At 41.6% G+C, this 22073-nt stretch carries 21 protein-coding genes; 11 read left to right on the forward strand and 10 right to left on the reverse strand.

Going from position 1 to position 22073, the window contains the following annotated elements; genetic code table 11:
* The first annotated feature begins 1 nt into the window (after position 1).
* From AN213_RS13085 to AN213_RS13125, 9 genes are all read left to right on the forward strand, one after another.
* Positions 2–1165, forward strand: a complete 1164-nt coding sequence (locus AN213_RS13085) for a beta-ketoacyl-ACP synthase (protein ID WP_055198805.1) — start codon at positions 2–4, stop codon at positions 1163–1165.
* Positions 1152–1607 (forward strand): hotdog family protein, encoded by a 456-nt coding sequence (locus AN213_RS13090; protein WP_054554542.1) that lies wholly within the window; start codon positions 1152–1154, stop codon positions 1605–1607. Before AN213_RS13085 ends, AN213_RS13090 begins: the two co-directional genes overlap by 14 nt.
* Positions 1604–2329: a 3-oxoacyl-ACP reductase FabG gene (fabG, locus tag AN213_RS13095; RefSeq protein ID WP_054562409.1), complete on the forward strand. Its 726-nt coding sequence runs from the start codon at positions 1604–1606 to the stop codon at positions 2327–2329. The genes AN213_RS13090 and fabG overlap by 4 nt, the downstream gene beginning before the upstream one ends.
* Complete coding sequence (locus AN213_RS13100; protein ID WP_054562408.1) at positions 2329–3555, forward strand: beta-ketoacyl-ACP synthase; 1227 nt, start codon at positions 2329–2331, stop codon at positions 3553–3555. The genes fabG and AN213_RS13100 overlap by 1 nt, the downstream gene beginning before the upstream one ends.
* Positions 3552–4382: a MipA/OmpV family protein gene (locus AN213_RS13105; protein ID WP_055198806.1), complete on the forward strand. Its 831-nt coding sequence runs from the start codon at positions 3552–3554 to the stop codon at positions 4380–4382. Before AN213_RS13100 ends, AN213_RS13105 begins: the two co-directional genes overlap by 4 nt.
* Complete coding sequence (locus tag AN213_RS13110; RefSeq protein WP_055198807.1) at positions 4383–4814, forward strand: hypothetical protein; 432 nt, start codon at positions 4383–4385, stop codon at positions 4812–4814.
* Between the two features lie 67 nt (positions 4815–4881).
* On the forward strand, positions 4882–6183 hold the full coding sequence (locus tag AN213_RS13115) for a DEAD/DEAH box helicase (protein ID WP_054562405.1): 1302 nt from the start codon (positions 4882–4884) through the stop codon (positions 6181–6183).
* 209 nt (positions 6184–6392) lie between these two features.
* On the forward strand, positions 6393–8639 hold the full coding sequence (locus tag AN213_RS13120; RefSeq protein ID WP_055198808.1) for a carbohydrate binding family 9 domain-containing protein: 2247 nt from the start codon (positions 6393–6395) through the stop codon (positions 8637–8639).
* Positions 8640–8664: 25 nt separating this feature from the next.
* Positions 8665–9171: an Sbal_3080 family lipoprotein gene (locus AN213_RS13125; protein WP_055021089.1), complete on the forward strand. Its 507-nt coding sequence runs from the start codon at positions 8665–8667 to the stop codon at positions 9169–9171.
* A 19-nt stretch (positions 9172–9190) separates the two neighbouring features.
* Here the strand turns inward: AN213_RS13125 and AN213_RS13130 are convergent, their stop codons facing one another.
* From AN213_RS13130 to AN213_RS13155, 6 genes are all read right to left on the reverse strand, one after another.
* Entirely contained in the window at positions 9191–9709 is a 519-nt protein-coding gene (locus tag AN213_RS13130) for a protein tyrosine phosphatase family protein (RefSeq protein WP_055198809.1), read from the reverse strand.
* A gap of 19 nt (positions 9710–9728) precedes the next feature.
* Complete coding sequence (locus AN213_RS13135; protein ID WP_055198810.1) at positions 9729–11465, reverse strand: amidohydrolase; 1737 nt, start codon at positions 11463–11465, stop codon at positions 9729–9731.
* A 73-nt stretch (positions 11466–11538) separates the two neighbouring features.
* Positions 11539–12504, reverse strand: a complete 966-nt coding sequence (locus AN213_RS13140) for a Solitary outer membrane autotransporter beta-barrel domain (RefSeq protein ID WP_055198811.1) — start codon at positions 12502–12504, stop codon at positions 11539–11541.
* 112 nt (positions 12505–12616) lie between these two features.
* Positions 12617–14212 carry an AbgT family transporter gene (locus AN213_RS13145; protein WP_054562399.1) on the reverse strand — a complete coding sequence of 532 codons (1596 nt, stop codon included), beginning with the start codon at positions 14210–14212 and terminating at the stop codon, positions 12617–12619.
* A 77-nt stretch (positions 14213–14289) separates the two neighbouring features.
* Positions 14290–14589: a hypothetical protein gene (locus AN213_RS13150; protein ID WP_055198812.1), complete on the reverse strand. Its 300-nt coding sequence runs from the start codon at positions 14587–14589 to the stop codon at positions 14290–14292.
* 7 nt (positions 14590–14596) lie between these two features.
* Positions 14597–14857, reverse strand: a complete 261-nt coding sequence (locus AN213_RS13155) for a DUF3081 domain-containing protein (RefSeq protein ID WP_054554528.1) — start codon at positions 14855–14857, stop codon at positions 14597–14599.
* A gap of 285 nt (positions 14858–15142) precedes the next feature.
* Between AN213_RS13155 and AN213_RS13160 the strand changes: the two genes are divergently transcribed.
* Complete coding sequence (locus AN213_RS13160) at positions 15143–15925, forward strand: thioredoxin family protein (protein WP_055198813.1); 783 nt, start codon at positions 15143–15145, stop codon at positions 15923–15925.
* Between the two features lie 79 nt (positions 15926–16004).
* A complete protein-coding gene (locus AN213_RS13165) occupies positions 16005–17285 on the forward strand; it encodes a flavohemoglobin expression-modulating QEGLA motif protein (protein WP_055198814.1) in 1281 nt (426 codons plus the stop codon).
* 89 nt (positions 17286–17374) lie between these two features.
* On the opposite strand, the gene AN213_RS13170 is transcribed toward AN213_RS13165, so the two are convergent.
* The 4 genes from AN213_RS13170 to astD form a co-directional block, all read right to left on the reverse strand.
* On the reverse strand, positions 17375–18592 hold the full coding sequence (locus AN213_RS13170) for a type III PLP-dependent enzyme (protein ID WP_055198815.1): 1218 nt from the start codon (positions 18590–18592) through the stop codon (positions 17375–17377).
* A 260-nt stretch (positions 18593–18852) separates the two neighbouring features.
* Positions 18853–19683, reverse strand: coding sequence for a hypothetical protein (locus AN213_RS13175; protein WP_055198816.1), 831 nt, complete (start codon positions 19681–19683; stop codon positions 18853–18855).
* A gap of 56 nt (positions 19684–19739) precedes the next feature.
* Positions 19740–20543, reverse strand: coding sequence for a DUF1338 domain-containing protein (locus AN213_RS13180; protein WP_055021080.1), 804 nt, complete (start codon positions 20541–20543; stop codon positions 19740–19742).
* A 40-nt stretch (positions 20544–20583) separates the two neighbouring features.
* The gene (gene astD, locus AN213_RS13185) at positions 20584–22056 is read right to left on the reverse strand and encodes a succinylglutamate-semialdehyde dehydrogenase (RefSeq protein WP_055198817.1); all 1473 of its coding nucleotides are present in this window, start codon (positions 22054–22056) and stop codon (positions 20584–20586) included.
* Between the last annotated feature and the right edge of the window lie 17 nt (positions 22057–22073).

Below are 22073 nucleotides of genomic sequence, written 5' to 3' on the forward strand. Positions count from 1 at the left end.
TATGCCATTTTGGCTTAACGACTTAGGTATTGTTAGTGCATTGGGGGTTGGTCATCAACAAACAATGCAAAGTATCAGCTTACAACCTAAACAAACACTCACAGAGGTGACGTCGCTTGCATTTGAGCAGCGCCCAACTTTTGTGGGGTTGGTTAATGAACTGCCATTAACAGCATCAATGCGATTTTATCAGCTAATCGATTTAGCGCTGGGGCAAATTGCTGACACATTAGCAAACATAGACATTCCGAGCAGCCGTATTGCTGTGGTGATTGGTACTAGTACTGCTGCAATTCAAGAAGGTGAAAGAGGTCGAATTGCCCATGCAGCTAAGGGAAAGTGGCCAGAGGAGTTTGATTATTACGACCAAGCGCTCGTCGCACCTGCCAATTATATTGCCAAAAAACTCGCTGCGAAGGGGCCAAGTTACAGCATTTCAACTGCGTGTAGTTCAAGTGCCAAGGCGCTTATTAGTGCGCGCGCCTTACTCAGTGCCGATTTAGCCGATGTGGTAATTTGTGGGGGGGTAGATAGCTTGTGCCAACTCACTATTAATGGCTTTGATTCGTTATCGTCTATCAGCGATGAAATTTGTAAGCCGTTTAGTGGCGACAGAGCAGGCATCAATATTGGTGAAGCCGCAGCATTATTTGTTATGAGTAAAGAGCAGCATACAAAACAGAGCATTGCCTTTTTAGGTGGTGGTGAAAGCTCCGACGCCCACCATATTTCAGCACCGATTGCAGACGGTTCTGGCGCAATTGCTGCTATGACAACGGCGTTGCAAGACGCGAATTTAACGCCTTCAGATATCGACTACATTAATGCCCATGGAACAGCCACACCGCAAAATGATGCGATGGAATCTCTGGCAATCAGTGAGGTATTTGGCAAAGATACTAAAGTGAGCTCTTCTAAACATTTGACCGGCCACACTCTAGGCGCTGCAGGTGCCTTAGAAGCGGGCTTATGTTGGCTTTATTTGGCTTACCCAGAGTTTAATCAATTAGTATGCAATCAGGTTGCAAAAGACGAATCATTGGTTGAAATTGGCTTAATAACACAACCAGAAACGGCAGAAATTAACACCTGTTTATCAAATTCGTTTGCCTTTGGCGGCAATAATGTCAGTGTAGTACTAGGACATCTAAATGAATCACTATAAAATTGAGCAAGTAGTCCCTCATAGTGAGCCAATGATATTGCTCAATCGCCTATCTAGTTACAGCGAAGAGTCAGGTTGCTGTGAAGTGGATATTAGTTCACAAAGCCCGTTTTATGACGAGAGCTTAAATGGGGTTGCCAGTTATATTGGTTGTGAATATATGGCGCAAACTATCGCAGCTTATGCGGGTGCGCTGGCAAAAGACAAAGGAAATGAAGTACAAATCGGTTTTTTAATTGGTACGCGCAAATATAAAACCTATGCACCGGTATTTAAAAACGAGCAAACGCTTAAAGTCTCGGTGACAAAATTATATCAAGAAGAATCAGGGTTAAGTGTATTTGAGTGTCAAATACATAGCGATGAAACATGCTTAGCAGAAGCAAAAATTAATGTGTTTCAACCACAAGACCCAATGCAGTTTATAAGAGAAAATCAATGACAAAACGTATTTTAGTCACCGGCTCAAGCCGTGGTATTGGCAAAGCAATCGCACTTAGATTAGCTAACGATGGCTTTGATATTGCTGTTCATTGTCGCAGTGGTGTGGCTGAAGCAGAGCAAACCTGTGAAGAAATCAGTGCGCTTGGTCGTCATGCTAGCTTATTGCAATTTGATGTTTGCGATAGAGAGCTTGCAAAACAACAAATTGAAGCTGATATTGCCGAGCACGGTGCGTATTATGGGGTGATCTGTAATGCAGGTATCACGAATGATATGGCGTTCCCAGCGATGCAAGGTGATGATTGGGATAAAGTGATCCGTACTGGCCTTGACGGTTTTTATAATGTGGTTCATCCAACGGTGATGCCAATGGTGCAAGGTCGTAAAGGTGGCCGTATTGTCACTATGGCGTCAGTGTCAGGGATTGCCGGTAATCGCGGGCAAGTTAACTACAGTGCCGCTAAAGCGGGCATTATTGGTGCGACCAAAGCGCTTTCGCTTGAGCTTGCAAAACGTAAGATCACCGTTAACTGCGTAGCTCCAGGGCTAATCGAAACCGAAATGACAGACGATTTACCGGTTGATGAAATGCTAAAAATGATCCCATTAAAACGTATGGGTTCGGTTAGTGAAGTCGCGGGTACTGTGTCGTTTTTATGTTCAGATGACGCCGCGTATATCACTCGCCAAGTTATTTCTGTGAATGGCGGTATGGTGTAATGAAGCGCGTTGTTGTTACAGGCATGTCTGCCATTACTGCATTAGGTGATACCTGGGGTGAATTTAAAACCGCTTTGCAAAAAGGTGAAAATGCCGTCCAGTACATGACTGACTGGGATGTGGCGCCAGAACTAAACACTCGACTAGCAGCACCTGTTACTCATTTTAGTAAACCAAGCCATTATAAGCGTAAACAAGTTCGCTCAATGGGGCGTGTTGCTATGATGTCGACCCGTACTACAGAGCTTGCTCTAGAAGAAGCTGGGCTATTAGAGCACTCAAGTCTAACCGACGGCTCTACTGGTATTGCTTTTGGCTCATCAACGGGGTCAACGCCACCATTATTGGCTTTTGCAAAAATGATGGAAACCGGCGAAATGACAGGCGTAACGGCCACCAGTTACATCCAGATGATGGCGCATACAGCGCCTGTGAATGTGGGTGTCTTTTTTGGCTTAAAAGGTCGGGTGATCACTACCAGCTCTGCGTGCACATCAGGCTCGCAAGGTATTGGTTATGCTTATGAAGCGATTAAGTATGGTCGCCAAAAAGCCATGGTGGCTGGTGGCGCAGAAGAGTTATGCATCACAGAAGCTGCGGTATTTGACACCTTATACGCGACGAGCACAAAAAATGATGCTGCGAAAAGCACGCCACGACCATTCGATCAAAATCGTGATGGTCTGGTTATTGGTGAAGGTGCAGGCACGCTCATTTTAGAAGAGTATGAGCATGCCCTAGCCCGTGGCGCGACCATTTATGCGGAGCTGGTCGGTTTTGGTTGTAACTCAGATGGTCAACATGTGACGCAACCTACCGCAGAAACTATGCAAGTGGCTATCGAAATGGCACTTAATGATGCACAGCTTACTGCCGACCAAATTGGCTATGTGAATGCCCATGGTACGTCAACAGATCGGGGTGATATTGCGGAGTCTCTGGCGACTTTCAATGCCCTTGGCAAGAAACCTATTAGCTCATTAAAGAGTTATTTAGGTCATACCTTAGGAGCGTGTGGCGCCATTGAGGCATGGGCAAGTATCAATATGATGAATGATGGTTGGTTTGCACCTACTATCAATTTAACGGATGTCGATCCTGAGTGTGCTGATTTAGACTATATCAAGGGCAATGGCCGTGAAATGCAGACGGATTACATTATGAGTAATAACTTTGCGTTTGGAGGCATCAATACCTCGTTAATTTTTAAAAAGTGGCAAGCATGATCAAGCGCTGCATCATAAGTATTTTATTTATTCTAACTTTTAATGCTTATGCTGCACAAGACAGTGTAGAAAAGGGCACTGCAAAAATGGAGTTCGGTGCAGGCCTTTTTTATGCAGATATCCCGCATTATTTAGGTTCAGATGAAAGTGAGCAATACCTATTGCCTGTGCCTTATTTTCGTTATCAAAGCGATAAAATGGCCATCGACCGTAATAACTTCACTGGCTTTTTGTGGCAACAAGAAAATCTCCATTTAGATTTATCTGCCAACGTAGGTCTTGCAGTTGACAGTGAAGACAACAAAGCCCGAGAAGGTATGGATGATCTAGATTGGGTGTTTGAATTAGGGCCTTCACTTAATTACTACCTAATAGGTGCACCAAACGCTAAACAGCATTTGTATTTAAGCCTGTTTGCACGCAAAGCCATTGCGACAGATTTCTCAGGTATTGATGATATTGGCTGGCGTTATGGGCCAAGTGTGTATTATCGAGTGCCGATCATCGAAAATGCGGATTCACAATTTTCATTAGCGTTTCGTGGCAATATCAACTTTGCTAGCGATAAATACCTTGATTACTACTATGGAGTGAGTGACTTACATAGCAATGAAACTCGCCAAGCATACTCAAGTCGTTCAGGTTTTTCTGGCGCTGATGTATCAATTGGGGTACATTTTGACACACTAAAGTATTGGTTAGGTGGTTTTGTTAAATATCACCACCTTGCTAACAGTCAACAAGATGCAAGCCCACTCGTGAAGCAAGATTATAATGTTTCGGTTGGTTTTGGTGTTGCATGGAAATTTTATAGAAGGAATTTTTAAATGAAATTATTGACCCTTGCCAGTGTTTTAGCGGCTTGTTTGTTTTCAACAAACAGTTTTGCACGTGATGATATACAAACGCTACCTGTACAAGCATTACTTGAAACCACCAAAGCGAAACAAGCGCTGTTAGATATTCCGCTGTATTTCGCTGATCAAAGTCATAACAGCATTAAAACCAATTATGGTGAAGTGATCACCAACAAGAAAACCAACGCATTTAATAAAACTGACCGAGAAGCGTGTGAGTGGGTAATGCTTAGTGCTTTAAAAGCATTACAAGAGCGTGCTGTTCGTGAAGGCATGAATGCAGTTGTAAATATTCAGTCGTACTACAAAAAACGTGAGTTCGTTAGCCAAACCGAATATCAATGTGGTGCGGGCACATTTGTTGCTGGCGTGGCATTAAAAGGCACTTTAGTTAAGTTATAACTAACTAAAGTCATTTTTTTTCTGTATAATTTGCGACCCTTGATATGATGGCCGCAGGTTATACAGCATGAATTTTAAATCATTTAGTTTTTCTTCTGAGCTTTTACAGGCATTAGAAGAGCTTAATTTCGAAACGCTTACTCCCGTTCAACGTAGTGCAATTCCTGCGGTAAGAAAAGGCAAAGACGTACTTGTTAGTGCGCAAACAGGCACGGGTAAAACCGCTGCATTTGCTTTACCACTTATCCAAAAATTATCAGAGTCAGCGGTTAGTGAAAATAATGCACCAAGTGCATTAGTGCTTGCACCTACCCGCGAATTAGCTGAGCAAATTGCTAATAATTTTAAAGCGTTTGCAAAATACACCGAACTCAAAACAGTGTGCTTGTTTGGTGGTATCAATCTAGCGGGTCAAGCTAACGATTTGAAAGCAGGTGTCGACATCGTGGTTGCAACGCCAGGGCGCTTACTTGATCATCTGCGTTTAGGTAACATCAGCTTAGCTAATGTTAAGCATTTAGTGCTTGATGAAGCTGACCGTATGCTAGACATGGGCTTTATCAACGATATGCAAATTGTTATTAATGGTTGTGATGAAGCGCGTCAAATCTTATTGTTCTCTGCCACTTTCCCGGCGGCAATTAAACAATTTGCGAGTAAAGTACTAAAGCAGCCTGAAATCATTCGTGTTGATCAAACAAACAGTACTGCAGAAACAGTGCAACATGTTGTTTATCCAGTTGAAGAGCGCCGTAAGCAAGAGCTTTTATCTGAATTGATTGGTAAGAAAAACTGGCAGCAGGTACTTGTTTTCGTAAACATGAAAGAAACCGCTGATGAGCTTGTAAAAGAGCTTAATCTTGACGGGATTCCTGCTGTTGTTTGTCATGGTGATAAAACCCAAGGTAACCGCCGCCGCGCTTTACGCGAGTTTAAAGAAGGTAAAGTTCGCGTGCTGGTCGCAACTGAAGTAGCTGCTCGTGGTATTGATATTGAAGGGTTGCCACGTGTGATCAACATCGATCTACCTTGGCTTGCAGAAGACTACGTGCATCGTATCGGCCGTACAGGTCGTGCTGGTAAGCCGGGTCAAGCAATTTCGTTTGTGAGCCGTGAGGAAGAAAACACTTTATTCGATATCGAAAAGCTAATCGGACAGCGCATCAAGCGTGTTGTTTTACCAGGTTACGAAGTAAGCAGCCGTGAAGTACTGATTGATAAAATTGGTAAAAAGCCGTCGCATTTACGTCGTAGCCGTACAAATAAGGCTTCGGGTCAGGCAACGGGTGAAGCGCGTGCAAAGAACCGTTCACGAATCGCAAATGTTCGCAAATCTTTGAAAGGCAATAAATTAAGCCTTAAAAAGTAATAAATTCCGATAACAAACGTATAAAAAAGCCCCATTGCTGTTTGGCAATGGGGCTTTTTTGGCCCTGTTAGTAGTACAAATGGAGTATTTTGTTAAATTTTATGACATAAAACCGAAAATTAGATTAACAAATGTACCTTACTGAATTACAATCGCTTTGAAATCAGTCAAGTAGCGTTTCTAACGCGTCAGTGTCTAAATGGATGTTTATGCAGTACATAAAAAGAATAATAAATAAAATAGTCGCCCCTACTTTTTTACTTAGTGTTGCCTGTATGCCTTTTTCTGCCAATGCATTTGATAAAGCAGAGTTCTCCCTTGCCCATATTAAAGAGTCTATTAGCGTTGATGGTGTGATGGATGAGTCGCATTGGCAATACGCCACAAAAGTACCATTAAAATATCAGAATGAGCCAACCGAAAAAGGCACGCCGCTCGTACAAACCGATGCCTACATGTATGAAGATGGTAAATACTTGTATGTTGGTTTTATTGCAAAAGATAATGACCCTTCGCAAATTCGTGCCGCCCTTCGAGATCGTGATACGCTTTGGCAAGACGACAATGTTGCTTTGATGATTGATACCTTCAATGATGAACGAACCGGCTATGAGTTTTATGTAAACCCTCTTGGTGCGCAAGGCGATATGCGCATGACGGATATTGATGATTGGGTGGAAGATCCATCATGGGATGCCATTTGGGACAGTGCAGGGCAAATTACCGACGACGGTTATGTGGTTGAAATGCGTATTCCATTCACTGCACTACGCTTTCCAAAAGATCAAACAGAGTTAACCTGGAGTTTTGCCGTTTGGCGAAATTATCCGCGTGATGTGTATTATCAAATGTCGAATGTTGGTTTTGACCGAGATGTAAAATGTAGCTTTTGCCAGTTTGATAAACTCACAGGCTTTGCCAACATGACAGAGAGCCAAAACATTCAGCTTACGCCCACTTTAACGGCGCTTCGCCATGATACCAAAGATACAGTGCCGGGTGATTGGCAAAATGGTGATATTGATACTGAAGCGGGCTTGGACTTACGTTGGGGGGTGACGCAAGATGCGGTTATTAATGCCACCATTAATCCTGACTTTTCGCAGGTCGAGGCAGATTCACTTGAGCTTGATGTAAATACTACTTACTCAATTTATTATGCTGAAAAGCGTCCATTCTTTTTAGATGGCGCCTCTTATTTTGATACCAGCCAACTAGAGCTTTTATATACGCGAATGATTGCTGAACCTGATGTGGGTTTAAAGTTAACAGGTAAAACCGGCGCGCACAGCTATGGCTTTATGTACGCTGACGATCAGAATACCAGTGTCTTACTTCCGACGAATCAAGGTTCTGGCTTTGCTAATCTAGCAGATAAAACGCAAGCAGTAGCGGGGCGTTATCAGTTTGATATTGGCCAAAAAGGCACAATTGGTGTGATGAGCACTCACCGTGAAAATGATGATTATCATAATACGGTGTTATCTTTAGATGGCAGCTACTGGTTTAATCAATCAGATAGTTTGCAGTATCAAGTAGCAAGCACAGATACCACTAACTCAGAATTTTTAGTTGATTATTATGGCATTGATAAAAATCAATCAGATCAAGCTTATGCCATTGAATTTACAAGAACTAAGCGTGATTACGAAGTCTATGCTAGCTACGAAAATATAGGTACAGAATACCGCTCAGATTTGGGTTATCAAGCTAAAGTTGATTACGAGCAAGTACAACTAGGAGGTGGACAAACATGGTATCGCGATGCTGATGATGCAATCACAGAGTACAGCTACAATGTTGAGTGGGATAAAACATGGGCGCAAAATGGCGACCTACTCGAAGAAGAATACGATGGCTTTTTTACCTTTAAAGGTAAGATGCAGTCGCAAACAGAAATTGGCTTTATTCATCGTAATGAGTTTTATGCCGGCGAGTTTTTTAATCAAAACATAGGTTATATCTATGGCGGTTTTAGACCCATTCGTGACATTAGCTTTTTATTGTATGCTCAATATGGCAGCAAAATTGATTATAGTAATGCAGCTTTAGGTACTATGGTTCGCATTGAACCTGAGATGACATGGGATATAAACGATCATTGGCAGGTGCAACTAGAGCACAGCTACAGCTATTTAGATAACGAGCAAAATGAACGTGTTTATACTGCAAATTTAACGGATCTGCGTGTTTATTATAAATTTAATATGCGCTCGATGCTGAAACTCGTTTTGCAGTTTGAAGATGTCGATCGAAACAATGAAGCTTATCGATTTGATGTAAGCCAAACTAACCGCGATTATGGCAGTCAGTTAGTGTATTCGTACAAGATTAACTCGCAGACACTGTTTTATTTAGGGTATTCTGATAAAGGTTATCAAGATGATTCATTGAAGAACCTTGAGCGTGATCAACGTACCTTCTTCACTAAGCTAAGCTATGCATGGCAGCTTTAAAAAAATTATAAAAAGGAAAATCATAATGAATATTGCAAAAATATCAGCTGTTGCAGTTGCAGCGACCGTGCTTGCGGGTTGTGCAGCGAAACAAGATGTAAGTCGTTTTGAAGCGGAAAAACCAAAAACCGTGTGTATTGCAGAGCACCAAGCAGTTAAAGAAGGTGTTGTAACATCACTACAATCTGGTTTTGCAAAACATAATGTGCAAACGCGTGTTATCCCTGCCAATTATGTAATGAAACACCAAGCGTATCAAACAGACATTTCAGCTGCTAACACAGATGGTTGTGATGCGATTGCATTTTATGTTGCTAACTGGCATTGGGATTTAGCCCTATATATGGCATATGCCAATATTTGGGTCACTAATGTTGACCAAACTAAAACAATTGCTCAGGCAAGCTATCGTACGGGTGGTGGTTTAGATAAGTTTATTGATGCAAACGATAAAATCATCGAATTAGTTGATTCAATGTTCCAGCAAGTTGAAGCCAAGAAACAACAAGAAAGCCAGAAAAAGGCAATATAAAGCAAGTATGTTGGTCAGCTTATGGCTGACCAACTTCTTCGTTTACTTTACTTCTTACCACTCCTTCAAGGCTTTTTAAGCCCCATTGCTTACCAATCTCAACAGCTTCATCAACTGGCTTTTTCAAGGTTATGGCATTGTATAGCGCAACAAGAGCGCCAACACGGTTGCTGCTCGCGCAGTGAAGTAAGGTGGTTTGCTGTTGGTGCTCATTGAGCAAAGCCTGAAGTTTCGTAGCATTTTCAATGGTAATATCAGCTTTAGATTGCACAGGGATATGGTAATAGTTCATACCAAGCTCAGTGACTAACTCTTGCTCAGACCAATTCGTTCCGTTATCACCGCGAAGGTTGATGATGTTCTCAACACCAAGTTGTTTTAGCTTGGCAAAATCGGTTTGACTTGGCTGACCTGAAGTTAGCACATGCTCAGATTGGGCCTTAAGATTCAAAATATCCAGTTGCGTAGCAGCTGTTTGTGCTGCTAATGCTGAAAATGACAGCAGCGCAGCACAGGCTAATTGTATAAACTTATTCATGTTACTCCTTGAAAAGTGTTTAATTTTTGCTGTAGACGGTTTCACCACGGCTAATGGTTTCTATCACTTGTAAGTTATGTAGCTCTGCAGGCTTTATTTTCAACGGGTTGTTATCAAGGATAATTAAATCTGCTTGCATCCCTTGTTTTAATTGCCCTTTTGAGCTTTCTTCAAAGTGTTGATACGCAGGCCATGTTGTCATTGCTTGTAGTGCAGTATACACAGAAACACGTTGATCTGGGCCTAATACTTGATCTGTACGAGTTGTACGGTTAACCGTTGCATCTAATACACGCAGTGCATTGGGCAGAGCTACAGGCGCATCATGATGGGTACTGAACATTAATCCTTGTTTGCGAACTGCATGGGTGGGCGAAATAAAATCGGCGCGGGGATGACCAAGCACCGAATTTACATGCCAGTCGCCCCAATAAAAGGTATGCATTGGGAAGAGCGATGGAAATATGCCTAATTCTTTAAGACGGTTTACCTGATCTTGACGAATTGTTTGCCCATGAATAAGTACGGGGCGGCGGTCTTTTTTACCAAGCTTGTTATTAGCATTTTCAACAGCATTTAAAAATTGCTCAATAGCGGCATCACCATTTGCATGAGTCATCACTTGCCAGTCATTGGCAAAGGCAGTTTCAATATACTGATAGGCTTGTTCATCATTAAAAGTAGGGTAGCCTGCATAGCCTTGCTCTTGGCCTTCAGGTGCTTTTAAGTATGGGTGAGATAACCAAGCGGTTTTTCCTTGTGGTGAGCCATCAAAGTTAAGTTTTACACCACCAATACGAAAATGATTTGTGTAGTTTTTACTGTTATAGGGTGAGTCCATAAAACTGCTGCTGGTAGCCATATCGGCATAGGCTACCACATCAATGACAAACTTATCCGCTTTGGATGCTCTTACCATCGAATCATAAGCTTCTTGAGTTGCTCGGCCTTCTTGTGCTGTGGTGTAGCCGTATTTTGTGTAGAGTTTTTGCCCTTCTTGCAGCATTAAATCTTGTAAGTCAGGATCAAACGACTGCATGAGTTTAAACAGTAAACCAAAGTGCGCGTTTTCTTCGAGCACCCCATTGGGTTCTTGTGAGTTGGCCATACGACGAATTAGCCCACCGTCAGGATTGTCTGTGTTTTCGTCGATGCCGGCCATGGCTAAGGCTTTACTGTTTGCAACACTTAAGTGCCCCGAAGTATGAATGATGATCACTGGCTTTTCGGTGCTAACGCGGTCTAAGTCCATTTTAGTTGGGTATCTATCAAGCTCAGCATCATCGTAACCAAAGCCTAAAATAGCACCCGTTTTTTCAATAAATGTGGTGTAGTCAGGGTTATTTTGTGCGGCGGTAAGAATATTAACGATTTGCTCAACACTATTGGCATCACCATCTGGGCTAGGTAATACATTGGCTACCATGGCTTGCAAACCAACACCATAGACATGGCTATGGCCATCAACAAAACCTGGCATTAAGGTTTTGCCTTGCAAATCAATCAGCTTTGTTTTGCCAAACTTATGCTCAAGTGCTTTAGTTTTATCACCCACAAAAATGATTTTTTCACCTTGGGTAGCGATTGCTTGTGCATATTCGGGTTTGTGGCCAGTCATTGTAAGAATATCGCCACCATAATAAATGGTATCTGCTGCACTTACTTGCAGTGGTAGCGTTTTAGCTGTTTGTTCAGGGGGGTTATCGCAAGCCGTTAAGGTAAGTAATGAACAAGCGATTGCGAGGTGATGTTTCATATAAATCTTCCATGAATTTTGATTATTTCTAAGAATATAGTCTGTTTAAAAGTTTTGTCTTTAAAAAATAGTATTAAATTTCGTTAAAGTACAAGACAATAGCTGCACCATCGAGGCTACTACCGTTGTGAATATTGATGCCGATACCAAAGTTGTCAAACCACGAGGTCCACTTGCTACTATCCCATAAAAAGCCGATACCGTATTCATAAAAGTGATCGGTCCCAAACGCTACGCGACTATCGCCGCCTAAATCGATTCGCTGTCCTTTAATGTAAAAAGCTTGCTCAAAAAGCCCAATTTTGAACATGTTAAATTTAGCTTTTATACCATTAAGTGTGCGCCATGTTTCGGGTGCTGCATTACTTATCCCATCAGGGTGAGAGAGTGCCCATCCATAGTAATAATTAAAGTTAAGTTTGTACTCGTAATAGCCCCAATGCCTAGGTAAGCGATAGATCATGGTCGCATTTGGGTTTAACACCAGTGCATTACTATTTAGGTTGGTGTAAAGATTTTCGGTTAAAGGCTTAAAGTTACGCCTAGACTCGGGAGAGTTATACTCATAGTCATTGTTGTAATGTAAGTAGTGAGTATTAAAGCCAAATTGATATGACCATTTAGAGCCAAGTGCTTTTTCGGCATTAAAACCGATCATGCCGTTATATACAGTTTCTGAAATATAGTCGTCAGCCACATTATCAAATAGCGAAATGAAATCTGATTGATTCAAATAGCTTACCCTGCTGGTCAAACTTAGTTTGTGTTGATAAATAGGCTTATCAAGCTGCCAAGTATAAGGAATACTGTAGAGTCTGAGTTTTTTTCTAAGCGCGATACTGTCTTCATCTTTACTGCTATGTTGTGGGTCAAACAGTGTTTGTGGGTCAAAATCACCCATACCTAAGGTAATACTGTCCCCATCCGTTAAAACCAACGATGTTGCAAATGCGGTTTCAAGTTGCTTAGTTGGATTGGCATATAAATTAAATACACTTAATGCGTGCAATAGAAACCACAGCTTTAATAGCTTTTTCATATAAAATAACAATAAAAATTAATGTCTTAATAATAGTCATAAAGTTAGCTTTCAACAATCTCAGGTACAAAAAAGCCAAGCTAATGCTTGGCTTTTTACCTCTCTAAGAAGATTAAGGCTGATAATAAATTGGTGATTCAGGGCCAACTGGGAAGCCCAGAACAAATACCCATAAATAGAATAACGCAACCCAACCAACAAAGAAGATCATGCTGTAAGGAAGCATGGTCGCAACCAATGTACCAATACCCATGTCTTTCTTATACTTAGTGGCAACAGCCAGTATCAAGCCAAAGTAACTCATCATTGGGGTGATAAGGTTAGTAACCGAGTCACCAATTCGATACGCCGCTTGAATGGTTTCTGGTGCGTAGCCTATTAGCATTAACATTGGCACAAAGATTGGTGCTGTGACAGCCCATTGTGCAGATGAAGAGCCTAAGCTTAAGTTTACTAATGCACACATTAAAATGAATAGCACGAATACTTCAGGGCCTGTTAGGTTTAATGCTTGCAAAAGAGCTGCACCGTTAATGGCTAAAATCGTACCTAGGTTGGTCCATTTAAAAAAGGCAACGAACTGTGCTGCAAAGAAAACTAGCACAATGTACATCCCCATCGAGCTCATGCTTTTACTCATGGCATCGATGACATCTTTATCGTTTTTCATGGTGCCAACAACTCGGCCGTAAACAAAGCCTGGAATACCGAAAGTTACAAAGATAAATACCACAATGCCTTTTAAAAATGGCGAGTGTGCAACAAGGCCTGTTTCTGGGTTACGCAAAATGCCATCTTCAGGAACAATTGTCCAAGCAAGTAATAATGAAACCACTAACAGAGAAACGCCCGCCCATTTTAGACCTGACTTTTCTTTATCGGTTAGCCCTGCAATGTCGTTCTTTGGCAAATCATTGCTTGCTTCATCTGGGTTGTACTTGCCAAGACGAGGTTCAACGATTTTCTCTGTAACTAACGTACCTAGAGTAGCGATTAGAAATACTGAAATCATCATGAAATACCAGTTTGCTTCAGCGCCAACTTGGTAGTTCGGATCAATCATTTGTGCTGCAGGTGTAGTGATACCTGCAAGTAGCGGGTCAATGGTGCCGAGTAATAAGTTGGCACTGTAACCACCTGAAACGCCGGCAAATGCCGCAGCAAGACCGGCAAGAGGGTGACGACCAAGACTGTGGAATATCATGGCTGCTAATGGAATTAGTACGACGTAGCCAAGTTCTGATGCCGTATTTGATAAAATCGCAGCAAACACCACCATAAAAGTAACTAAACGCTTTGATGCGCCCATTACCATGCCGCGCATAGCAGCAGAGAGTAAACCTGAGTGCTCTGCAACACTCACACCTAATAAAGCAACCAGTACCGTACCAAGTGGTGCAAAGCTAGTGAAGTTTGTAACAAGGCCAGTAACGATGCGCTGAAGGCCTTCGGCGCTAAGTAGGCTGACAACTTCAATAACACCATCAGGATCGCGACCAGCAGCACCTTCTGGGCGTGGGTCGATAGCACTTAAACCATACCAATCGGCAATGCCACTAAAAACTATAATGGCAACGCAGAACATTGCAAATAAAGTGATAGGGTGGGGTAGCATATTACCCAAAAATTCAACGGTGGCTAAAAATCGGTTAAACAACCCATTATTGCCACCCTCATGAGTGTTGTGAGAGTTTATAGTTTTTGACATGTCCAGTTCTCATTATTTCAAAATGGCGCTAACCTAGCATTTTTTACCGAACAGATCATGTTTTAGCGGTGGGATATCTAATAGGTACGTTCCAATACGCCCTTATATAGCAAGGGGTAGCGGCGCAAACGTTTGCCAATGTAATCATTGGCTAAAATTTGCGCACAGATTTGCTCTACATCGTTACTTGCTTCAAATACCCAATCAAAGCGCTCAATAGCAAGCAAAAAGCCACGCTTGAGGAACTGTTGTTCGCGATAGTAGCTAAGGTTTTCGCGAATAATATCTAACTTACCTGGGTTAGATTTTAGTTCATTAATAACTTGGTTGATAAATGCCTGCTGTTGCTTTGACTCAGCTTTCACCCGTCGTTTCATTGCTTCTTTACAGTTCCTGTTCTGCGATATAAAGCACTTTCTTTAAAAAGTCTTCTTTGTTCTTTTCATGTTGATAGTCAAGGTGATAGGTATTATGAAAGCCAAAGCGCAGTAACACACCACTGCCTTTTAGATATACCGTATAACCATCGATATCCGAAAAAGCGCAAATACCCTCATAAAGCTTTCCATCTTCATGATCTTCACCGTGTTGAATGATTTTTTCATACACAGATAGAATTAATTTACCGTCTAGCTCATTTTTCATGATGACTCCTTTTTGAAGTAATACGTTTCAGATCTATAAAAAGTTTAGTGCTATTTTATGCAGGTATTAAACGTGCTGTGTGTTTTTAAAACCTTACTTTGCGATAAATCACTAAAATCATATTTAGATAGCAGATGTCGAAAATTTACAATATTTTCTCTTACCTTAAACTTAAGATAGATTTTATTTGAGGGACACACAATGAAATATAAGTTTATACCCCTGATACTACTAACAAGCTTGTTGCTTGTAAGCAAAAGCATATCAGCAAATACAGCTCCCCTGATGTTAGAAAATGAAGCGGGGAAAATAGTTAAACTTGACAGTTACTTAGGCAAGAAGCCCGTTTACTTAAAGTTTTGGGCGACTTGGTGCAAGCCATGTATGGAGCAAATGCCACATTTTCAGCATGCATATGAGCAATATGGCGATAAAATTCAATTTGTGGCTATTAATATTGACCTTAATGATGACGCAGACGCTGTTGCTAAGGTTAAAGAGCGTTTTTCACTCACTATGCCACTATTTACTGATCACACAGCCCAAGTTGCTAAACATTATGAATTTATGGGCACCCCGTTTCATGTGTTGATTGATAGTGATAAAAAGGTGATTTTTCAAGGCCACGAAGCAGATAAACCGCTTGATAACACATTACGTTTGTTATCACACAATGGCAAAGTTGATAAAGCGCGTTTACTAGGCGAAAAGCAAGGCCAAGCGACTCCTTTGGTTATTCCGAAACAGGGTAAAAAAGCCGTGCTGTTCACCGCTACGTGGTGTGACTGGTACTTAGCCGACACGCGCCCTGCAATGGCAAAACAGTGTGTACTAGCGCAGCAACATGTTAATAAGCTGGCAGAGCAAGGAATTGATGTCGAGGTTAAAGTGAGTCAGCTGTGGACTGATCAAAGTGCAGTGCAAGAATATGTTGATAAATTCGCTGCAACTATGCCGGTTTCTATCGATTATGGTAATGATTTATTTATCGAAAATGGCATTAATTCAGTACCCAGTTTACTTCTCTACAACGATGGAAAAATAGTTTCTAAGCATGCTAAATTTTAGCTCAAAACCGCTTAATTTTGCTTTGTAATTATGCAAATTTAGCCTATGCTCAAGGCTCATTTTACAGTGAGCCTAGAGCATGATAGATAAGGCATTATTAGCAAAAACACGCGAGTTATCTGACCGATTAATCGCATTGCAAACACCCATTCGTATCCTTGATGCGATCAACTGGGATAAACAAATCAAAGAAGAGTTTTTTAAGCATAAATGCCAAAAGAACCCATCGGTTGATCAAGCCTATTACCAACAGCGTGATCTTGGTTTTGTACCAAGCGAGTTGCGCCGCGCGTTTTCTGATTTAAATCGCGATATCATCAGCCAGTTAGGGCAACTAAATCCTATTGCCCAATACATGAGCAAGATGTGCACTGAATATAAAACAGTACTTAGTATGATTGAATATCGTGGTACTCCTGAATTTCATGATTTGTCTGTTGAGCTGTTCGGTCATCCAAAAGATTTATTCCATGCTGGAGAGCCTTCACTTTCTGAGCTTGCAACCATGCTTGAACAGCCGTTAAAGAGTATGCTTGATGCGGATATTTTACCGGATGATCCAAAAAACATAGATGCGCAAGATGCAGTGAAAATTTTAGAATCGCAAGTGACTCAAACGATGCCGGGCATCGATGTTGAGGTTATTCTGAGTGACGGTATTGTGAGTGATGCTGCGGCAGGTGCAAATAATATTAAACTTAATCAAGATGTTAAGTTTTCTCAGCGTGAGCTAGATATTCTTGAGGTGCATGAAGGCTGGATCCATGTCGGAACCACGCAAAATGGTCATGCTCAGCCATATTTAACTTGTTTAAGTAAAGGCACACCGAGCTCTACAGTGACCCAAGAAGGCCTTGCGGTATTGACCGAAATTATTACCTTAAAGTCGACGCCACGACGTTTAGCAAAATTAGTGAACCGTATTCAAGGTATTACTAAGGTTATTGATGGCGCGGAGTTTGTTGATATTTATCGTGATTATGTAGCGCAAGGTTTGAGTAAAGACGACAGTTATACACTTACTCAGCGGGTGTTTCGAGGCAGCACAGCAACAGGCTTACCTTTTACAAAAGATATCGCTTATATCAAAGGTTTCGTGTTGGTGTATAACCTTATACGAGTTGCCATTCAGTTAGGTCGAATTGATCAATTGCACTTGTTATTGGTCGGTAAAATCTCAATTGATGATTTTAGACTGATATCGCAATTACATGATTTAGGTGTGATTGAAGACCCTAAATTTATTCCACCACACTTTAAAGACTTACGAGGCCTAGCAACCTGGCTAAGCTTTGGCCGTTTTATTGGTAACTTGTCGTTTGAACAATTAGAAAACGATTACAAACCACTTTTTCTTTAACAAAGAAATAAAAAAATGCAGCTGGAATGAGCAGCTGCATTTTAAGAGTTAAAGCATGTTGCCTTACATGCTTTTAGTCGAGGAAACGATTAACCGGTGAGTGCGTCAACATGAACTACATCATTCAGTACGATAACTTCTGCACGTTTGAAGAAGTTAAAATCTGTTGCGGTTGCTAATGTGTAAGCACCCATCATACGGCTGATGATTAAATCACCATTGTTTAATTTTGGTAGCATGATTGACTCACTTACTACGTCGATGCTATCGCAAGTCGGGCCTGCTAATACTGACTCAACACGTTCGTTTGATTGTTTGAACGAGTCGATAGGGTACGAGGCTTCATCGAACAATAAACCACTGAATGAGCCGTAAATTCCATCATCTAAATAGTACCAAGGCTTGCCATCACGTTCTGCTTGACCCATTACTGATGCAACACTGGTTACAGCACTGGCTACAATAAAGCGACCTGGTTCAGCAATTACGCGAACTGTCTCTGGTAACTGTGCTAAGGCATCATTGATTGGCGCACAAAATTCCTCAATTGGCAGCACGTCTTTGTTGTAAGGCACAGGGAAACCACCGCCAATATCAAGCGTACTAAGCGCAGGTAATCCTAATGCGGCTACGTCGTTAATCACTTGATTACATGCAGCAATGGCAGTGACATATTTAGCTGGGCTTGCTGTTTGCGAGCCAACATGGAACGACAACCCTTTGATACGAATACCTAATTGTTGCGCATAGCTAATGATTTCAACGGCCATTGCTGGACTACAACCAAATTTTTTCGATAAATCAGCGAATGCTTCCGCATTACGAAAACTTAAGCGAACAAGTAACTCAGCCTGGTCTTTGTATGCAATGAACTTTTCTAGTTCGTTGATGTTATCTACCACAAACACATTGCAACCGTATTCAAGTGCATCACGGATATCACGATCACGTTTGATTGGGTGCGTGTGAATCGTACGGTCACTTGGTACGCCTTGGCTGGCGACTAAGTCAACTTCACCGCTGGTTGCTAAATCAAAGCTGGCACCTTCTTCTAAAAGCGTACGAACAACCGCAGGATGAGGAAGTGGCTTTAATGCAAAGTGTAAAACAACACCTGGTAACGCACGGCTTAATGCACGGTATTGATGACGAACTGATTCACAATCAAGCACCATTAATGGCGCGCCATGTTGTGCAACGAGCTGTTCAATAAATTGGTTTGATGGTTGTGCTACTGGTTCGTTTGCAGCAACCGATGCTGCAGGTACTTTGATTGTTAAGTCTTGTGTAAGTGTTGAAATAGCCATTTTACTCTCCGGCAATTAAGCAACTGCTCGGAAAAAAATGGAAGTCCGAGTCAGTTGAGTGTTATTAAGCGCACAGTATGTTCTGTGCAATCAAATACACTCTTGGATAGTTGCTCTATCGCCTTGCTACAAACTGGGTTTGTAATGTACTCGGATTGGCTATCATCAAGAAGCGGCGAGATAATAGATCTGCTTTTTTATTTGCGCAAGTATTTTTTAAATATTTTTTGAATTAATTTTGTACAGTAATTAATAGTCACTTAGTTACTGTTTTCAAAGCGTATTCCATAACGTTTTGAATAAATATCAAGCATGGCATTTGCGTCATCAGGGTGATTACTTTGGCTGTGTAATTGCTGAATATAGGCTGCCATTTCTGCGCTTTTCATATAATCATCGATAAGTGCAATGGCACGATAACCCGCCGTGGTTTTACTGCAGGTAAAAAAGCCATTAATAAATTCAGGGTATTCAGCAATACGTCTTGATGTGAGTTGACTTAGTTCATGAGCAGGTATGTGCGCTTCAAGTGCTTGTTTGTAAGCAACAATGTAATCAATACGCTTATTGAGTAATAGTCGACTTAATTGTAAAAATGCATTTTCGCCATAAATAGCCGCAACGTTGTATTGTTTATTAGCAAAAACATCATCGAGTTCACGGTAGCTGGTGGAGCCAATAATGCCAAAACTACCTTTGTTTTTGAGAAGCTTATTGACAGAAATAGGCGCAGAACCTGACTTTAAGGTGCTCTTAAGTGCATAGACTTGACGCTGCATATGCATATAGGTGGGTATTTTAGAAAATACCATGGACTCTGCCCGTTCAGGGGTTTTGATTGCGTTGAAGGTGCAACTGGCTTCATCACTAGATAAGCGCTTCATTAAGCGCGCATGATTAGTAAAGTCGACGTCTATATCGAATTCATCAGCAAGGGCTGGATTGATAACCGCAGCAAGGTGGAGGTTAATACTGAGTTTATCTGCTTCGCTGGCAAAATATGCATGAGACAAAATTGTAAGCTTGGGTTTTTCTGTTGCCTTTGCTGTGTTTAGGGTAAATAGAATTACGATAAACGCAATTAGTCTCATACATATCCTTGTATACCAACTCGCTTATTTGTACTTAGCGAATTGGTATGTGCTAATTATCGAGCATTGGTGCTCTCAAAAATTTTGTCAGCTGATGCTGCCACAAAACCTGTGTATAGCTCACCATCTGGTTTTGCATAACGCAGGGCGAACTCATAAAAACAACTCGGTACGGCAACAACACCATCGCTAAATTCAACTTCGCTGTCATCAGCAAGAGTCGAAGATTGCTCAAGTAATACTTCTGGTGAACCTTTGATCTCGCCGCCAGATGTATTTAGCGCAAAACCTGCATCTTTAAGTGCTTGGTTTACACTTTCGATATCATCGAATTTAGCCAATTCATTGATGCTCACAGTAAAGTGGTTAGCACGGTAACCCCATGCTGACATCCATGCAGCGTATTCGCTTTCTGCTAGCAGCTTTTTGTAAGTGTCTGAACTTACTTGCCAGTGTGTACCTGAATATAGGAAATTATCCGCTGTTACAGCGTCTTCGTCAATCTGTTCAACCATGTCGTTAACGATAGCTTGTAATTCTTCTGAGCATTGCTCAACAAGTAATTCAGAAATGAAAACTTTAGGTTGCTTAGGATCTGAATGTTCGAAGTGCTTTGCGTATAGTTTTTTCGCTTCGAAATGGTACTCGCCGCATTCTTTGTAGCCTACTGCTAAAAAGTGCGCAGCTAGTTTTTCTAAACCGATTTTTTCATGGTTAAAAGTACGCAGTGCGATGTGATCGTTAATCACGTCATCTTTTTGTGTTGAGCCAAGTAACTCATGTACTTTTACCGCCGATGGCGTAACTGATAAATAGTTGTCCCATAAGTTTTCAAATAGGGCGTTTACATCTGTGTGCATGTTTAATTCCTTCAATTAAGGCGGCGGAGCCGCCAATCAATTATTCAATAATTAAGCCCGGCGCAAGGGTCTGTGGTAAGTTAACTTTTTCGGCTTCAACAGAAGCAACAGGGTATGCACAGTAGTCAGCAGCGTAATAGGCACTTGCTCTGTGGTTACCACTGGCACCAATACCACCAAATGGTGCAGCGCTTGATGCGCCAGTAATTGGTCGGTTCCAGTTAACGATACCGGCACGAATACGTTTTAAGAAATGCTGGTAGTCATCGCTATCATCACTTAATAAACCAGCAGATAAACCAAATGAGGTGTTATTTGCTTCATTAATCGCGCTATCGAAATCTGTGTAGCGATAAACCTTGATAAGAGGACCAAAGTGCTCTTCATCAGGCATATCTTTAACGGCCGTTACATCAATAATACCAGGGCTTACAAAACCAGTACCCGGTTCAAGATGCTTAAGTTCGACAAGAGAGGTTGCTCCCATATCAAGTAACTGCTGCTGAGCTGCAACCATACCTAAAGCCGCTTTTTCGCTGATCATTGCACCCATGAACGGTTGATCTTCGCTGAAGCTGTCGGCTACTTTGATATTTTTTGTTGCAGCAATTAATTTTTCTAAAATTGCATCGCCATTTGCCGAGTTCTCAATGAATAAGCGACGAGAACAGGTACAACGTTGGCCAGAAGTAATGAAACCAGACTGGATAATATCGTGAACAGCCGCACTTACATCTGCGACATCTTTTACGATCAGTGGGTTATTACCACCCATTTCCAGCGCTAAAATCTTACCTGGGTGACCTGCAAATTGCTTATGTAATAGGTGACCTGTATTTGAGCTACCCGTAAAGAATAAGCCATCAATATCTTGGTGAGATGCAAGAGCAATACCTGTGTCTACTTCACCTTGAACAAGGTTGATGACACCAGCTGGTAAGCCTGCTTTTAGCCAAAGCTTTAAGGTGAACTCAGCAACATGAGGCGTAAGTTCTGATGGCTTAAATACAACTGTATTACCCGCTAAAATAGCTGGCACAATATGGCCATTTGGTAAGTGACCAGGGAAGTTATAAGGACCAAACACCGCAACAACACCATGTGGCTTATGACGAATAAACGCTTTAGCGCCAGGCATTGGGTTTTTTGTGGTCCCAGTACGTTCGTTATAGGCTCTAATTGAAATGGCGATTTTACCCGTCATTGCACCTACTTCAGTACGTGTTTCCCAAAGCGGTTTACCTGTTTCACGGGCGATGATCGTTGCAAACTCTTCGCTGTGCTCTTTAAGCTCTGCAGCAAAGTTTTCAAGAATAACGATACGCTCTTCAAGAGTCATATCAGCCCAGCCCAGCTGCGCACTACGAGCTGCTTTTATTGCATCAGCGACTTGTTCAGCCGTGGCTGTTTTACCTTGCCAAACAACCTCACCATTACTTGGATTGATTGAACTAAAATCATGACCAAGGCCAGCTTGCCATTGGTTATCGATAAGTTGAGTTGTGACACTCATTTTAAACTCCTTAAGTG

Origin of the sequence: Pseudoalteromonas sp. P1-8, assembly GCF_001399985.1 — a bacterium.
Taxonomy (GTDB): domain Bacteria; phylum Pseudomonadota; class Gammaproteobacteria; order Enterobacterales; family Alteromonadaceae; genus Pseudoalteromonas.

What these genes read in the sequence shown, in the direction of transcription:
- AN213_RS13090 (WP_054554542.1), top strand. Translation starts at nt 1,152, where the DNA reads ATGAATCACTATAAAATTGAGCAAGTAGTCCCTCATAGTGAGCCAATG.
- AN213_RS13170 (WP_055198815.1), bottom strand. Translation starts at nt 18,592, where the DNA reads ATGGCTATTTCAACACTTACACAAGACTTAACAATCAAAGTACCTGCA.
- AN213_RS13130 (WP_055198809.1), bottom strand. Translation starts at nt 9,709, where the DNA reads ATGAATAAGTTTATACAATTAGCCTGTGCTGCGCTGCTGTCATTTTCA.
- AN213_RS13105 (WP_055198806.1), top strand. Translation starts at nt 3,552, where the DNA reads ATGATCAAGCGCTGCATCATAAGTATTTTATTTATTCTAACTTTTAAT.
- AN213_RS13120 (WP_055198808.1), top strand. Translation starts at nt 6,393, where the DNA reads ATGCAGTACATAAAAAGAATAATAAATAAAATAGTCGCCCCTACTTTT.
- AN213_RS13085 (WP_055198805.1), top strand. Translation starts at nt 2, where the DNA reads ATGCCATTTTGGCTTAACGACTTAGGTATTGTTAGTGCATTGGGGGTT.
- AN213_RS13125 (WP_055021089.1), top strand. Translation starts at nt 8,665, where the DNA reads ATGAATATTGCAAAAATATCAGCTGTTGCAGTTGCAGCGACCGTGCTT.
- AN213_RS13140 (WP_055198811.1), bottom strand. Translation starts at nt 12,504, where the DNA reads ATGAAAAAGCTATTAAAGCTGTGGTTTCTATTGCACGCATTAAGTGTA.
- AN213_RS13135 (WP_055198810.1), bottom strand. Translation starts at nt 11,465, where the DNA reads ATGAAACATCACCTCGCAATCGCTTGTTCATTACTTACCTTAACGGCT.
- AN213_RS13110 (WP_055198807.1), top strand. Translation starts at nt 4,383, where the DNA reads ATGAAATTATTGACCCTTGCCAGTGTTTTAGCGGCTTGTTTGTTTTCA.
- AN213_RS13115 (WP_054562405.1), top strand. Translation starts at nt 4,882, where the DNA reads ATGAATTTTAAATCATTTAGTTTTTCTTCTGAGCTTTTACAGGCATTA.
- astD (WP_055198817.1), bottom strand. Translation starts at nt 22,056, where the DNA reads ATGAGTGTCACAACTCAACTTATCGATAACCAATGGCAAGCTGGCCTT.
- AN213_RS13155 (WP_054554528.1), bottom strand. Translation starts at nt 14,857, where the DNA reads ATGAAAAATGAGCTAGACGGTAAATTAATTCTATCTGTGTATGAAAAA.
- AN213_RS13145 (WP_054562399.1), bottom strand. Translation starts at nt 14,212, where the DNA reads ATGTCAAAAACTATAAACTCTCACAACACTCATGAGGGTGGCAATAAT.
- AN213_RS13180 (WP_055021080.1), bottom strand. Translation starts at nt 20,543, where the DNA reads ATGCACACAGATGTAAACGCCCTATTTGAAAACTTATGGGACAACTAT.
- AN213_RS13160 (WP_055198813.1), top strand. Translation starts at nt 15,143, where the DNA reads ATGTTAGAAAATGAAGCGGGGAAAATAGTTAAACTTGACAGTTACTTA.
- AN213_RS13175 (WP_055198816.1), bottom strand. Translation starts at nt 19,683, where the DNA reads ATGAGACTAATTGCGTTTATCGTAATTCTATTTACCCTAAACACAGCA.
- fabG (WP_054562409.1), top strand. Translation starts at nt 1,604, where the DNA reads ATGACAAAACGTATTTTAGTCACCGGCTCAAGCCGTGGTATTGGCAAA.
- AN213_RS13165 (WP_055198814.1), top strand. Translation starts at nt 16,005, where the DNA reads ATGATAGATAAGGCATTATTAGCAAAAACACGCGAGTTATCTGACCGA.
- AN213_RS13150 (WP_055198812.1), bottom strand. Translation starts at nt 14,589, where the DNA reads ATGAAACGACGGGTGAAAGCTGAGTCAAAGCAACAGCAGGCATTTATC.
- AN213_RS13100 (WP_054562408.1), top strand. Translation starts at nt 2,329, where the DNA reads ATGAAGCGCGTTGTTGTTACAGGCATGTCTGCCATTACTGCATTAGGT.